This is a genomic window from Pseudomonas sp. LBUM1645, from assembly GCF_059716185.1.
Window position 1 is genome coordinate 4,719,279 of sequence record NZ_CP166811.1, and the last position, 14,545, is coordinate 4,733,823.

At 60.8% G+C, this 14,545-nt stretch carries 16 protein-coding genes; 5 read left to right on the forward strand and 11 right to left on the reverse strand.

The annotated features are described in order from the left end of the window. The first annotated feature begins 14 nt into the window (after nt 1-14). Both nudE and ACA079_RS21245 read left to right on the forward strand, forming a co-directional pair. Nucleotides 15-563, forward strand: coding sequence for an ADP compounds hydrolase NudE (gene nudE, locus ACA079_RS21240; RefSeq protein ID WP_497700835.1), 549 nt, complete (start codon nt 15-17; stop codon nt 561-563). A 638-nt stretch (nt 564-1,201) separates the two neighbouring features. Continuing rightward, on the forward strand, nt 1,202-1,369 hold the full coding sequence (locus tag ACA079_RS21245; protein WP_497700836.1) for a hypothetical protein: 168 nt from the start codon (nt 1,202-1,204) through the stop codon (nt 1,367-1,369). A gap of 53 nt (nt 1,370-1,422) precedes the next feature. On the opposite strand, the gene dmpG is transcribed toward ACA079_RS21245, so the two are convergent. Genes dmpG through ACA079_RS21265 form a run of 4 tightly spaced genes read right to left on the reverse strand, consistent with a single transcriptional unit; the run spans nt 1,423 to nt 5,028 of the window. Continuing rightward, a complete protein-coding gene (dmpG, locus tag ACA079_RS21250; RefSeq protein ID WP_046054844.1) occupies nt 1,423-2,457 on the reverse strand; it encodes a 4-hydroxy-2-oxovalerate aldolase in 1,035 nt (344 codons plus the stop codon). 13 nt (nt 2,458-2,470) lie between these two features. Next, on the reverse strand, nt 2,471-3,379 hold the full coding sequence (locus tag ACA079_RS21255; RefSeq protein ID WP_095128530.1) for an acetaldehyde dehydrogenase (acetylating): 909 nt from the start codon (nt 3,377-3,379) through the stop codon (nt 2,471-2,473). Between the two features lie 18 nt (nt 3,380-3,397). After that, nucleotides 3,398-4,189, reverse strand: coding sequence for a fumarylacetoacetate hydrolase family protein (locus ACA079_RS21260; protein WP_497700837.1), 792 nt, complete (start codon nt 4,187-4,189; stop codon nt 3,398-3,400). Further along, nucleotides 4,186-5,028: an alpha/beta fold hydrolase gene (locus tag ACA079_RS21265; RefSeq protein WP_497700838.1), complete on the reverse strand. Its 843-nt coding sequence runs from the start codon at nt 5,026-5,028 to the stop codon at nt 4,186-4,188. Before ACA079_RS21265 ends, ACA079_RS21260 begins: the two co-directional genes overlap by 4 nt. Nucleotides 5,029-5,191: 163 nt before the next feature. Here ACA079_RS21265 and ACA079_RS21270 point away from each other — a divergent pair, with 163 nt between their 5' ends. Beyond that, nucleotides 5,192-5,962, forward strand: coding sequence for an SDR family oxidoreductase (locus ACA079_RS21270; protein ID WP_497700839.1), 771 nt, complete (start codon nt 5,192-5,194; stop codon nt 5,960-5,962). Nucleotides 5,963-6,068: 106 nt separating this feature from the next. Beyond that, nucleotides 6,069-6,566, forward strand: coding sequence for an SRPBCC family protein (locus ACA079_RS21275; protein WP_497700840.1), 498 nt, complete (start codon nt 6,069-6,071; stop codon nt 6,564-6,566). Between the two features lie 511 nt (nt 6,567-7,077). On the opposite strand, the gene ACA079_RS21280 is transcribed toward ACA079_RS21275, so the two are convergent. From ACA079_RS21280 to ACA079_RS21310, 7 genes are all read right to left on the reverse strand, one after another. Then, complete coding sequence (locus ACA079_RS21280) at nt 7,078-7,716, reverse strand: hypothetical protein (RefSeq protein WP_497700841.1); 639 nt, start codon at nt 7,714-7,716, stop codon at nt 7,078-7,080. Between the two features lie 210 nt (nt 7,717-7,926). Next, on the reverse strand, nt 7,927-8,316 hold the full coding sequence (locus ACA079_RS21285) for a steroid Delta-isomerase (RefSeq protein ID WP_497700842.1): 390 nt from the start codon (nt 8,314-8,316) through the stop codon (nt 7,927-7,929). Continuing rightward, complete coding sequence (locus ACA079_RS21290) at nt 8,317-9,519, reverse strand: acetyl-CoA C-acyltransferase (RefSeq protein WP_497700843.1); 1,203 nt, start codon at nt 9,517-9,519, stop codon at nt 8,317-8,319. 31 nt (nt 9,520-9,550) lie between these two features. Further along, on the reverse strand, nt 9,551-10,009 hold the full coding sequence (locus ACA079_RS21295; RefSeq protein WP_095128537.1) for a MaoC family dehydratase: 459 nt from the start codon (nt 10,007-10,009) through the stop codon (nt 9,551-9,553). Between the two features lie 2 nt (nt 10,010-10,011). Then, the gene (locus ACA079_RS21300) at nt 10,012-10,794 is read right to left on the reverse strand and encodes an SDR family oxidoreductase (RefSeq protein ID WP_497700844.1); all 783 of its coding nucleotides are present in this window, start codon (nt 10,792-10,794) and stop codon (nt 10,012-10,014) included. Between the two features lie 14 nt (nt 10,795-10,808). Then, nucleotides 10,809-12,002 (reverse strand): acyl-CoA dehydrogenase family protein, encoded by a 1,194-nt coding sequence (locus tag ACA079_RS21305; protein ID WP_497700845.1) that lies wholly within the window; start codon nt 12,000-12,002, stop codon nt 10,809-10,811. After that, nucleotides 11,999-13,171 carry an acyl-CoA dehydrogenase family protein gene (locus tag ACA079_RS21310; RefSeq protein WP_497700846.1) on the reverse strand — a complete coding sequence of 391 codons (1,173 nt, stop codon included), beginning with the start codon at nt 13,169-13,171 and terminating at the stop codon, nt 11,999-12,001. Before ACA079_RS21310 ends, ACA079_RS21305 begins: the two co-directional genes overlap by 4 nt. Nucleotides 13,172-13,429: 258 nt before the next feature. Here ACA079_RS21310 and psrA point away from each other — a divergent pair, with 258 nt between their 5' ends. Next, nucleotides 13,430-14,521: an iron-containing alcohol dehydrogenase PsrA gene (psrA, locus tag ACA079_RS21315; RefSeq protein WP_497700847.1), complete on the forward strand. Its 1,092-nt coding sequence runs from the start codon at nt 13,430-13,432 to the stop codon at nt 14,519-14,521. The last annotated feature ends 24 nt before the right edge of the window (nt 14,522-14,545 follow it).

Sequence of the window (14,545 nt, forward strand, 5' to 3'; positions counted from 1 at the left end):
CCAGGGGCCTGACCATGCGCAACTGTCCAACCATCCTCAAGACTGAATTGCTGGCTGAAAGCGGCTATTTTCAGATCGAAGCCTTGCACCTGCAATTCAGCAACGGCCAGCAGCGGGTTTATGAACGGCTGCGCGGCACCGGCTATCGCTCGGTGATGCTGGTGGCGATGCCCGATCCGCTGCATGTGTTGCTGGTCCGTGAATATGCGGTCGGCGTGGAAAAAACCGTGCTTGGCCTGCCCAAGGGCGGCGCGGAGCCTGATGAAGACTATCTGCAAGCGGCGCAACGCGAACTCTGCGAAGAAGTCGGGATGCGCGCTGCACGCCTCAGCGAACTGGGCGAACTGACCCTGGCGCCAGGTCACCTGTGCCATCGCTACCGGGTGGTGCTGGCCGAACAGTTGAGCCCCTGCCAATTGATCGGCGACGAGCCCGAACCGCTGGAATGCCTGCGCGTGCCGCTGGCGCAGATCCCCGACCTGGTGGCCCGCGGCGAACTCAATGAAGCACGGGCCATTGCTGCACTGTTCATGGCCATGGGGGCATTGGCCCGACGTGGCTGAAGCTAATACCAGACAATTCGCAAACCTGTGGGAGCTTGCTCCGGGCGGCGTTCCGACGATTAGGCCGGCACATTCAACATCGATGTCGCCTGACACACCGCCTTCGCGGGCAAGCCTCGCTCCTACGATGAATCGCGTACATCCGCAGCTAACCGGTCGGCTTTCAGGCCGCCTCGGCTGCTTTTGATGTTGATCTACCCGCCCCTTCGGGAGGCTGAGTGGAGGTGTTCATCCGGGGATTGGCGCGTAGCGCCGTTCGACGCAGTCGAACTCATCGCATGTAGGTTGAAGCGAAGCCAACCGGAGGGCGATGCCCCCGGATGGATACCGGAACGAAGGAACGCCGAGCCTAAGCGAGGGGCCGGACGCTCGGGGCGAAGCCTTTTGGTTCCTTTTTGGCGTTTGAAAAAGGGACTCGCTGTAAGAGCGAAACCATTAGCGGCCGTTACCGCAGGAATGGATATGTACACCTGTAAGAAAATGGCCGGCTGTCAGGCCGCCTTCGCGAGCAAGCTCAGCTCCTACAGGTAATCGCCGATCAGGACGAATGTCATCAACTAGTCCATTCGGACGAAGCCACGTTCCGCCAACCGCAATACCTTGCCTCTACAACAATAAAATCCGTGTCGAGACTCGCTATGCGAAAAGCCACCTGTGCCCTGTTCATCATCGTCTGCGCCAGCAGCACCGCCAGCCTGTGTCAGCGCTTCAAGAATGAAGCCTACCGACCGACCACGGCGTTCATCAGTTGCTCGGCCAGTGCCATCAATTGCTATCCCCCGCTGGTGCACAATCTGCTCCCATAAAAAAACCACCGGGCCTGCAAGCAAGGCCGGTGGCTTTTTGTGATGTCGCCAGATCAGGTTGGCAAGACACCCCGCGAACGTGACAGGGTCAGCGCCAGGTCTTCGATCATGTCTTCCTGACCGCCGACGGTGCCGCGTCGACCCAATTCCACCAGCAGCTCACGTGCGGCAATGCCGTACTTTTGCTCGGCACGTTTGGCGAACAACAGGAACGAACTGTAGACCCCGGCGTAACCCAGGGTCAGCGCATCGCGGTCGAGGCGTATCGGCTGGTCCATCATCGGCACCACCAGGTCCTCGGCAACGTCCATGATCCGGTACAAGTCGATGCCACTGTTGACGCCCATCCGCTCAAGCACCGCGACAAACACTTCGAGCGGCGTATTGCCTGCCCCCGCGCCCAGCCCCGCCACCGAACCGTCGATACGTGCGGCGCCCGCTTCGATCGCGGCAAGGGAATTGGCAATCGCCATGCCCATGTTGTGGTGACCGTGAAAACCGACTTCGGTCCCGGCACTCAGCCCTGCTCGCAATGCAGCGATTTTCTCAGTGACTTCATCAGGCAGCATGTAGCCAGCAGAGTCAGTGCAGTAAATGCAGTTGGCCCCATAACTCTCCATCAACCGCGCCTGCTCCAGCAGTTTTTCCGCGCTGACCATGTGCGCCATCATCAGAAAGCCGACGGTATCCAGGCCCATCTTCGCGGACATGCCGATGTGCTGGCCGGAGACGTCCGCCTCGGTGCAGTGGGTGGCCACACGAATGGTCGACACCCCGTGTTCATGGGCCATTCTCAAATGATCGAGGGTGCCGATACCCGGCAACAACAGCGCCGAGACCTTGGCCTGTTTCATACGCGGGATCACCGCCGCGAAGTATTCCTCGTCACTGTGGGCGGGGAAACCGTAGTTCAGCGACGCACCGCCCAGGCCATCGCCGTGGGTGATTTCGATCAGCGGCACGCCGGCCGCATCGAGACCGGTCGCTACCGAGATCATCTGTTCCAGACTAATTTGATGCTGTTTGGCATGCATGCCGTCGCGCAGGCTCATGTCGTGCAGACGGACGCTCTTACCTTGCAAATTCATGGCAATTCTCCACTCAACGGACGGGCAGTTGCAGGGTGCCCTTGTGGGCTTCTTCGGCGAACATCTCGGCGGTACGCAGCCCCGCAGCAGTCATGATGTCGAGGTTGCCGGCGGACTTGGGCAGGAAGTCGCCGAGGCCTTCGACTTCGATGAAAATCGACACCTTGTGCCCATCGAATACCGGGCCATTGATCAGCTTGTAGCCGGGAACATAGCGCTGCACTTCCTTGACCATCTGCAACACCGAGGTGCGAATGGCGTCCTGATTCGGTTCGTCATCCGTCAGGCAGTGGATGGTGTCGCGCATCATTAGCGGTGGCTCGGCCGGGTTGATGACGATGATTGCCTTGCCGCGTCGGGCGCCGCCGATCTTCTCCACCGCACCGGCCGTGGTGCGGGTGAATTCATCGATGTTCTGGCGAGTGCCCGGGCCGACCGAACCGGAGGACACGGTGGCGACGATCTCGCCGTAACTCACCGACTGGACCCGCGACACTGCCGCGACCATCGGAATGGTCGCCTGGCCACCGCAAGTCACCATGTTGACGTTCATCGCCAACGTCGCCGCATGCTCCTTGAGATTGACCGGCGGCACGCAGAACGGGCCGATGGCCGCTGGCGTGAGATCAATCATGATCACCCCAAGTTCGTTGAGCTTGCGGCTGTTTTCCGCGTGTACATAAGCCGACGTGGCATCGAAGGCGATGCGAATATCATCGTCGAGCACATGGGGCAGCAGTCCGTCGACGCCCTCGGCCGTGGTTTTCACGCCCAATTCACGGGCGCGTTTAAGGCCTTCGGATTGGGGGTCGACGCCGACCATCCAGACCGGCTCGATCCATTCCGATCGATACATTTTCATCAGCAGGTCAGTGCCGATATTGCCCGGGCCGATAATGGCCGCTCTGAGTTTCTTGCTCATCCGGTTAAACCCCACAGGTCAGGCGCAGAAAGACACCTGGGCACTGCCCAGGCCATCGATGGTCAGAGAAAAAACGTCGCCCGCACGCGCTGGCTCCAGCGGCACCAAAGAGCCTGAGAGAATGATTTCCCCGGCCTTGAATGGAATACCGAAAGCACCCAGGGTGTTGGCCAGCCAGGCCACGGCCGTCAGCGGATTACCCTGCACCGCCGAGCCCAAACCTTCGCTGAGAGGCTCGCCATTCTTGAACACACGCATGCGCAAGTTGGGCAAATCCAGCGTCCGAGGATCGACCTGAACATCGCCCAGCACGAACACGCCGCAAGAGGCGTTGTCGGCGACAGTGTCTTGAATACGGATCCGCCAGTCATGAATCCGTGAGTCGACTATCTCGAAGCACGGCATTACGTATTCGGTCGCATCCAGCACGTCGGCTTCGGTGACACCGGGGCCGATCAGATCGTGCTTGAGTTTGAAGGCAATCTCGCCCTCGGCGCGCGGCTGGATCAGTTTGTTCGCGGCGAGGGAGATTTGCGCGTCATTGGCGAATGACATCTGCCGGGTGATGAAGCCGAAATCCGGCTGATGCACGTTGAGCATCTGCTGGACCGCCGCCGACGTTACGCCGATTTTCTTGCCGACAATCCGGTCACCGGCGGCCACCCGGCGTTCGATGCTGTAGAGGGAAATATGATAGGCGTCTTCGATGCTGATCGATGGCCAGCGCTCGGTCAGCGGCGCCAGGGTGGTGCCGCTCAGCAACGCCTGATACAGCTCTTCGCCGAATTGACGGCGCAGTTGCACGCTCATCGCTGTGCCTCCTGAAAAAATGCCAGGCACTCACGGTTGAACAGTTCACGGTGCTCGACCATCACCCAATGCCCGCATTCGCTGAGCAGTACAAAGCGAATGTTCTGGCAGTGCTGCATCATCGTTTGCGCGCCAGACACCGGGCAGAATTTGTCATTCATGCCCCAGAAACCGAGGATCGGACACTGCAACTCGCCGAGGCGCGAGGTCATGTTGGGCACTTGCATGGTCGACAACACGCAGACCGGTTGCTGTCGCACCACTGCGACCCGCTCATTGACCGTTTCTTCGCTGATCAAGGACTCATCGAACAGTTGCAGCGCCAGCAGCCGGCGCATTCCGCCCGCATCGTGCAGTTCACCTTTGGCGAAAGCCGCACCCATTTTCTGGATGCCTTCCATCTGCAAGTAATACTGTTCTTTTTCCATCAGGCCGCCGGGCGCCATCAGTACCAGCCGGCTGACCCGCTGCGGCTGGTCGAGGGCCAGTTTGATCGCGATCGCACCGCCCAGAGAATTGCCGACCAGCACGCATCGCTGGATATCCAGGGCATCGAGCAAACTGCTCAAGGCGTCGACAAAGAAGTCCAGGGTGTAGAGGGTGTCTGGCTTATCTGAAGTGCCATAGCCCGGCAGGTCCGGGACGATGACCCGATAACCGGCCTCGGCAAACACCGGGTAGTTCTGCTTGAAGTTGCTGTGGCCGCTGGCGCCCGGCCCGCTGCCGTGAATGAAAATCACCGGCTCGCCGCTGCCGATGTCCTGCCCGCCGATATCCAAGTAGTGCAGCTGCAAACCCTGCGGCAGCGTAACGAAGTGCCCTTGCGCTGATGCGCTCATAAGGTGTCCTCCCGGCCTGTTGTTGTCGCCGGATTATTCCGAGCGCCCGGGCAAACAACATCGTCCGACAGGACTACGCCGCCCTAGTCTTTTCGGACGTTGGCTGCCGGGTGCTACGCACCTAGCATCGGCAGCATTCCCGAGCGACAGAACGAGGCACCTCATGCTTGATCCGATGGACTTTCGCGGCAAAGTGGTACTGGTCACCGGCGGTGGCAAAGGAGTCGGTCGCGGCATCACTCAGCGTTTTCTCGACTGTGGTGCCGACGTGGTGATCTGCGGTCGCGAAGCACCGGACACTCTGCCTGCCAGCGCTGGGCGCGAGGCGCTGTTTCTGTCCTGCGACCTGCGGGATGTCGAGCAGTCCGGGCGGTTGATCGACAGTATTGTCGAGCGCTTCGGTCGCCTCGATGTATTGGTCAACAACGCCGGAGGCTCACCGAATGCCGACGCGGCCAGTGCCTCACCGCGCTTTAGCGAAGCGATCATCCGCCTCAACCTGTTGGCGCCGCTGAATCTCTGTCAGCAGGCCAATCAGGTGATGCAGGCGCAAGCCGACGGTGGCGCAATCATCAATATTTGCAGCGTCAGCGCGACCCGTCCCTCCCCCGGCACTGCTGCCTATGGCGCGGCCAAGGCCGGGCTGCTGAACCTGACCGGTTCGCTGGCCGTGGAATGGGCACCCAAGGTGCGGGTCAACGCTGTGACGGCCGGGTTGATTCTCACCGAGCAGGCGGCCATGCATTATGGCGATCAGGCGGGCATTGCCCGGGTGGCAGCGACCATCCCGCTGCAACGGCTGGCGGCTCCGGAAGACATCGGCGATACCTGTCTGTACCTGGCATCAACGCTGGCACGTTATGTCAGCGGCGCGGACATCACCGTGCACGGCGGTGGCGAACGCCCGGCGTTTCTCGACGCGGCACAATCCTGAAAAGATCGCAGCCTGCGGCAGCTCCTACATTTATTGTGTACACCTGTAGGAGCTGCCGCAGGCTGCGATCTTTTGGCCATTTCATTAAAACAAGAGGAATCCCGACATGCCTGCGATAGCCAGCCACAGTGTTTTGCTGGATCTCAGCCCATCCGCCGCATGGGCCAAACTGCGCGACCTGAGCCTCGCCCCACACTACGTGCCGGGCCTGACCGGCTGCCAGTTTCATCCCGGCGCACGAGAAGGGGTTGGCGCCAGTCGCCGAGTGTTCCGCAAAGGGGGGCAGTGGCTGGATGAGAGTGTGGTGCAATGGCAGGAAGGTGTCGGTTTTGTGCTGATTTTGCACAAGGCCAGTAGCGGCGCGCCCTTCCCGTTCCGCGAGGCCAGCTTCAGTTATGCCTTGCAGGCCGAGGGTGAGGCGACACGCATCACCACCCAAATGAACTACAGCCTGCGCGGTGGCCGACTGGTGGAATGGTTTCTGGCTAAGGCGTTCAACAACGTCGTGCGCGAGATCGCCGAGAACCTCGAGGCCTATTACGAAACCGGGCAGACGCAGAATCGCGACTTGCTCACCGCCACGCCTCAGGAACGCACCCTGTAGCGTAGGAGCGCGCTTGCTCCGGGCGGCGTTCCGACGATTAAGCCGGCACATTCAACATCGATTCCACCTGACACTCCGCTATCGCGAGCAAGCTCGCTCCCACAGGGGATTACTGTCGAACACCAATCCAGTGTTTCTGAAGATCGAATGTGGGAGCGAGCTTGCTCGCGATGAAGCCGGCACATTCAATATCGATTCCACCTGACACTCCGCTATCGCGAGCAAGCTCGCTCCCACAGGGGATAATTGTCGAACACCAATCCAGTGTTTCTGAAGATCGAATGTGGGAGCGAGCTTGCTCGCGATGAAGCCGGCACATTCAATATCGATACCGCCTGACACTCCGCTATCGCGAGCAAGCTCGCTCCCACAGGGGATTACTGTCGAACACCAATCCAGTGTTTCTGAAGATCGAATGTGGGAGCGAGCTTGCTCGCGATGAAGCCGGCACATTCAACATCGATTCCACCTGACACTCCGCTATCGCGAGCAAGCTCGCTCCCACAGGGGATTACTGTCGAACACCAATCCAGTGTTTCTGGGGATCGAATGTGGGAGCGAGCTTGCTCGCGATGAAGCCGGCACATTCAATATCGATACCGCCTGACACTCCGCTATCGCGAGCAAGCTCGCTCCCACAGGGGATTACTGTCGAACACCAATCCAGTGTCTTCTGAAGATCGAATGTGGGAGCGAGCTTGCTCGCGATGAAGCCGGCACATTCAATATCGATTCCACCTGACACTCCGCTATCGCGAGCAAGCTCGCTCCCACAGGGGATAATTGTCGAACACCAATCCAGTGTCTTCTGAAGATCGAATGTGGGAGCGAGCTTGCTCGCGATGAAGCCGGCACATTCAATATCGATGCCGCCTGATACTCCGCTATCGCGAGCAAGCTCGCTCCCACAGGGGATAACTGTCGAACACCAATCCAGTGTCTTCTGAGGATCGAATGTGGGAGCGAGCTTGCTCGCGATGAAGCCGGCACATTCAACATCGATGCCGCCTGATACTCCGCTATCGCGAGCAAGCTCGCTCCCACAGGGGATAACTGTCGAACACCAATCCAGTGTCTTCTGAAGATCGAATGTGGGAGCGAGCTTGCTCGCGATGAAGCCGGCACATTCAATATCGATACCGCCTGACACTCCGCTATCGCGAGCAAGCTCGCTCCCACAGGGGATAATTGTCGAACACCAATCCAGTGTTTCTGGGGATCGAATGTGGGAGCGAGCTTGCTCGCGATAGCGGTGAGTCAGGCGACCATTTCGTCGACTGATACGCCCTCATCGCCGGAACGCCGCCCGGAGCAAGCTCACTCCCACAGGCCTCGCAGGCTGGGCAGCGGCTACAGGGATTTATGCGTGGCTTTGGGCGGTCAGGTTGACTTCGCTCCAATAGGCTTTCATCGAGCCAATCTTGCCGTCCGCATCGAACTCCATCACGTCGATCACATGAAGCGAGCACGGTTGCCCGGCCCATTCCATATCGACCCGAAACGGCATCGCCCCACAACCGTTCAACGTCGCCCGAACCGGACCGGTCAGGGTCGCCGAGACCTTGCTCGCGCCCAGCCCTTCGCGGTAGAAACGTTCGATGGCAACAAGCCCCTGAATCGGCGCCTTGCCGACCGGGTCTTCGACCACTGCATCCTCGCTGTAAAGCGCAATGATCCCGTCGATATCACCGGCGGCCACCAATTCCACATAACGCGCCATGGTCGCTTGAATCTGTTGTGCACTGATCATTCAGACCACCTCGAACAGTGCGGCGGCACCCATGCCACCGCCGATGCACATGCTCACTACCACGTAACGCAAACCGCGGCGCTGCCCCTCGACCAACGCGTGACCGACCATCCGCGCACCGGACATGCCGAAAGGATGGCCCACCGAAATCGCACCACCGTTGACGTTCATGCGTTCAGCGGGAATGCCCAGGGTGTCGCGGCAATACAGCACCTGACAGGCGAACGCCTCGTTCAACTCCCAGAGGCCAATGTGGTCCACGGTCAGTCCATGGCGCTTGAGCAGTTTCGGGATGGCGTAGACCGGGCCGATGCCCATCTCGTCGGAGTTGCAGCCAGCGACCGCCATCCCGCGATAAATCCCCAGCGGCTCCAGGCCACGTTTCTCGGCCAATTTGGCACTCATCAACACCGAGGCCGAAGCACCGTCGGACAGTTGCGAGGCGTTGCCGGCCGTGATGAAGCGGCTCTTTTCACTCCACTGACCGCCCGGCCACACCGGTTCCAGCGCACTCAGGCTTTCGCGGGTGGTGTCGATGCGGTTGCACTCGTCGCGCAGCAGGGTGACGGTCTCAAAGCTCGTTTCGCCACTGGCCTTGTCGAAGATCGCCTTGCGGCTGGTCAGCGGCGCGAGTTCACGGTCGAACAATCCATTACTCTGGGCCAGCGCGGTACGCACCTGGCTCTGATAGCTGTATTCGTCCTGTTCCTCGCGGGAAATGCCGTAGCGCGCGGAGACGATCTCGCCGGTTTCGATCATTGGGATATAAGCGTGCGGATCCAGCTCAATCACCGAGCCTGACTGATTGCGGTACAGGTTCTTGTGCTTGTTCTGCACCAGCGAAATCGACTCCAGGCCACCGGCCACGGCAATGTCGATTTCGTCGCACATGATGCCTTTGGCTGCCATGGCAATGCTCATCAGCCCCGATGAACACTGGCGCTCGACCGACATCCCCGCGACCGTGGTCGGCAAGCCGCCGGCAATCGCGCACAGACGCCCCAAGTTATAAGACTGCGTGCCCTGCTGCGCCGCCGCGCCGATGATCACATCGTCCACTTCGCCCGGCTCGATGCCGGCGCGACGCACGGCTTCGCGCACCACATGGCCGCCGAGCTGCGGGGCGTCGGTATCATTGAATGCACCGCGAAAGGCTTTGCCGATCGGGGTACGGGCGGTCGAAACGATGACGGCTTCTTTCATGCTGGATTCCTCGAATGTTCTGCTAAAGGGTTCACGCGGGGTAGTAACGGCTGATGGTGTCGACCACACAGCCGGGACGTTCCTCGCCGTCGATTTCGACGCTGACGCGAATGGTCGCCTGAACGCCGCCCTTGACCTCCTCGACCGCCATCAATTGCGCACTGCCGCGCACCCGCGAGCCAACACGCACCACCGTGGGAAAGCGCACCCGCTCGCAGCCATAATTGACACCCATGGCAATGCCGCGCACCTCGACGATCTGCGGTAAAAACAGATTCACCAACGCCAAGCTTAGATAACCATGGGCGATGCAGGCGCCAAAGGGACCGCTGGCTGCTTTGAGCGGATCGACGTGAATCCACTGGTGATCACCGGTCGCCTCGGCGAACCGGTCGATGCGGTCCTGTGCAAGAACCAGCCAGTCGCTGACGCCCAGCACCTCTCCCACGGCATCGTGCAAGGCGAGGGGCGTGTCGAAAATACGTGGCATGTTCAAGCCCTCTGACTGGACACCGACAACACTTCGCCGGTCATGTAGGAGCTGTAGTCGCTGGCCAGAAACATCATCACGTTGGCCACTTCCCAAACCTCGGCGGCACGACCAAACGCTTCGTTGGCGGCGAGTTGATCAAGCACCGCCTGAGGGGCGGACTTACGCAGGAAATCGTGCAACGCAATGCTCGGGCTCACCGCGTTGATGCGGATCCCATGGTCGGCGGCCTCGACCGCGGCGCAACGGGTCAACGCCATGACCCCGGCCTTGGCCGCGGCGTAGTGCGACTGCTCTTTCTGCGCCCGCCAGCCCAGCACCGAAGCGTTGTTGACGATGACCCCGGCGCGCCGCTCGATCATCTTCGGCAACATCGCACGGGTCATGCGCATGGTGCCGGTGAGCGTCACATCGAGGACCCGGCTCCACTCCTCATCCGTCATGTCCACCAGCAGCCGTGAACCACCAAGACCGGCGTTGTTGATCAGCACATCGACGCCCTGCAGATCGCGCTCGGCGCAGGCAATCAGCTGTTGAACCTGAGCTTCGTCAGCGACATTGCAGACCTGACCGAAGACCTGTTGCAGACCGGTCGTTTCGCGGATTTTCGACACCGCGTCGCTCAGCCGGCCTTCATGGATATCGCTGATCATCAAGGCGCGGCAACCCTCCTCGGCGGCACGCACCGCGGCGGAAAAACCGATACCGGCCCCGGCCGCGGCCGTGATCAGCACCGACTTGTCACGCAGCAGGCCGTGACCTGCAACATAGTGAGGAACAGACATGGAAAACTCCTTGGTCAGGTGCGCAGGCGCGGTTCTTTGGGCATTCCCAGGGCGCGCTCGGCGATGATGTTGCGCTGGATCTCGTTGCTGCCGCCGTAGAGGGTGTCGGCGCGACTGAACAGGTACAGCGATTGCAAACGGGTGAGTTGGTAAGGCGCGGCCTCAAGCACCTCGGCCTCGGCGCCGAGGACGTCCATCGCCAGCTTGCCGAGGCTGGCGTGCCAAGTGGACCAGAACAGTTTGTAGATGGTCGCTTCCTTGCGTAGCGACCCGTCCTGCGCCCCGGACAGCATGCGCAGCGAGTTGTAGCGCATGATCCGCAGTCCGCTCCAGGCTTCGGCCAGGCGCTGGCGCAGGATCGGGTCACGCGCGGCGCCATTGACCCGGGCGATGGCGATGATTTCATTCAGTTCATTGTGAAATTGCATCTGCTGGCCGAGGGTCGATACCCCGCGCTCGAAACCGAGCAACGCCATCGCGATCTTCCAGCCCTCGCCCGGCAAGCCGACGATGTTCGCGGCATCGGTTCGGGCGTTGTCGAAGAACACTTCATTGAACTCCGAGGTGCCGGTCAGTTGCTCGATCGGGCGCACGCTAATCTCTGCCTGAGCCATGGGCACTAGCAGGAACGACAAACCGCGATGACCGACGCTGCCGGGCTCGGTGCGGGCGATCACAAAACACCAGTCCGACTCATGGGCCAGGGAGGTCCAGACTTTTTGTCCGTTGATCACCCAAGTGCCGCGGGCTTCATCAAGCACCGCGCGGGTCTTGACGTTGGCCAGGTCGGACCCGGCCCCCGGTTCGGAATAGCCCTGGCACCAGAAGGACGTGCCGTTGACGATGCCCGGCAGAAAGCGCTGTTGCTGCTCGGCAGTGCCGAACGCGGCAATGGTCGGTCCGGCCAGCCCTTCGCCGATATGCCCCATGCGTCCCGGGCCGCCAGCGCGGGCGTACTCTTCGTGGAAAATCACTTGCTGGCTGATCGACAGACCACGCCCACCGTGCTCCGGCGCCCAGCCCACACATGTCCAGCCGCCCTCTGCCAGTTTGCGTTCCCAGGCTTTGCGTTCCTCGGGAAACATATGTTCGTCACCCGGGCCACCGCGAAAACGCAGGGGCTCGAATTCACCGCACAGGTTCACGCTCAACCAGTCGGCCACTTCCTGACGGAAGCATTCGTCCTGTTCGCTGAAACTGATTTTCATGGTTGCTCCCCAAGAATCGCCACGGCAATGCGCTCGCGATGCCAGGCAGGTGCGCCGAGAAAGCTTTCGCTGGCGCGGGCACGTTTGAAGTAGAGGTGCGGATCGTATTCCCAGGTGAAACCAACGCCGCCGTGCAACTGGATCGACTCGGAAGCGCAGTGGAAATAGGTTTCGGAGCACTGCGCCTTGGCCAGCGCCGCTGCCAGCGGCAGCTCGGCGGCCACCTGTGGGTCGCCTTCGGGATCGAGGACTTCCTGGGCCACGCAGGCCGCGTAATAACTGGCCGAACGTGCGCATTCGACCTGCAGCATCATGTCGGCGGCACGGTGTTTGAGCGCCTGGAAACTGGCGATGGGTCGACCGAACTGCTGGCGTTCCTGCATGTAGGCCACGCTCAGGTCGAGCACCTGCTGCGCGCCACCGGTCTGTTCGGCAGCCAAGCCGATGCAAGCCAGTTGCAGCACCCGTTCCAGGTGCGGCCAGCCCGCGCCGAACTCACCGAGCAGGCAGTCAGCGCTGAGGTACAGCCCCTTGAGCTGAATCCGTGCCTGACGACGGGTCTGGTCCATGGTCGGCAACATTTGACGCTCGATCCCTGCCTGGTCCGCGTCCACGGCGAACAGACTGATGCCCGCCTCGCCGGTCGATCCGGGAACCCGTGCGGCGATGATCAAGAGGTCAGCGCTGTGCCCGTCGAGCACATGATTGAGAGTTCCATCAAGCACAAAACCCTCGCCCTCGGTCACCACCGTGGCCTGAACATCCTTGGCCGCCCAGCCGTTGGCGCTGCTGAAGGCCAGCGTAGCGGTGAGGCTGCCGTCGGCGATCAACGGCAGCCAGCGTTGTTTTTGTTGTTCGTTGGCGGCCAGCAACAGCGCCGGTGTGGCCATGCAGGCGGTGGCGAAGAACGGCGAACACAGCAAGCGCCGGCCCATCTGTTCCAGCAAAATCGACAGCTCGACAAAGCCCAGTCCCAGACCACCGTACGCTTCGGGAATATGAATCGCCGGCCAGTACATTTCGCGGCACAGGCGCTGCCAGAGCGCCTCGTCAAAACCTCGCTCACTGACCATCGCCGCTCGCACGGCGGCAGAATCCGAGACATCGGCGAGGAAGCCCTCGGCCGATGCGCGGATCATTTCCTGTTCGTCGCTGAATGCAAACTCCATCGCGGCGCCTTCTGCTCGTTAGGCGGGGCACGCATGAAGCGACACCCCTCTGGCCTTCGAGTTTGGTGCCAGGGGAACACGAGAGAATCGTCAGGCTTGCCTAGTCCGAATGGGCGATGTCGAGCCGGTTACGAGCAAGCCTTCGCTCTGACCTGTTATCGGTTCAGCCGATTAAAGCCTGCGAATTATCGATTTGAGCTGTCGTCGGCGTCCCCCGAGTATGGAGCCACCTCCAACAACAAAAACAAAGGACCCGCCATGACTGCCCGATTCCACAATCCAGTTGATACACGTTTCGGCTGGGGCAGCCTTCTCGAGCTTGCCTCTATCACCGAAAACCAAAAAGTCGCCCTTGTCACCTTTCCCGAAGCTCGCGGGCTGGGATTGGTCGATCGTATTGAGGACCTGCTGGGCGACCGATTGGTGTACGTCATCGAGGATGTCCAGCCCAATCCGGACGTGGCTCAACTGCGCGATACTTATGAGCGCTTTTGGCAGGAGGCCGGCGAATGCCACGCCGTCATCGCTGTGGGCGGAGGCAGCGCCATCGACACCGCCAAGGCGTTGATCGTGGGCACCGAGTCGGGTCGTTTTGATGAATTGCTCGCGTTGCTGGCAACGGGTAAACCCTTCGTCCCGGCGCGTAGCAAGTTACTGATTGCGGCCCCGACCACGGCGGGTACCGGCAGTGAAGTTACCCCTTGGGCCACCATCTGGGACTCGGCCAGCCACAGGAAATACTCTCTGCACCTGGACAGCACCTGGCCGAAAGTAGCCATTGTCGATCCGCAGTTAATGCTGACGGTTCCGGCGGGGGTCACTGTTTCAACGGGCCTGGATGCCCTGTCTCATGCGCTGGAGTCGATCTGGAACATCAATGCCAACCCGATCTCGGACACCTTCGCCATCTCCGCCATCGAGGACATCCTGGAATGCCTGCCGCTGTTGCGTCATGACTTGTCCAGCAGGGAGCTACGATCGCGCATGGCATTGGCTGCACTCAAGGCAGGGTTGGCATTCTCCAATACCAAAACTGCACTGGCCCATTCGATCTCTTACGAAATGACCCTGCGCTACGGCCTGCCGCATGGTATCGCCTGCTCCTTCACTCTGCCGCTGGTGTTGGGCCTCGCCTGGGGTCACGACGAAGCGCGCGACCGAACCCTTCAGCGAATATTCGGCAACGACCTGCAGAGCGCTCAAGACCAATTGCGCGAGTTCCTGCATAGCCTGGGAGTGAAGACGGAGTTTGCCGACTACGGTGTAACGCCATCGGAAGCCGAGGAAATGATCAATTTCGCCATGCAGGGCGCCAGAGGCAAAAACTTCATCGGCTCACAGGCGGCCTAGCGCCTGCCAACCCCAACCAAGCAC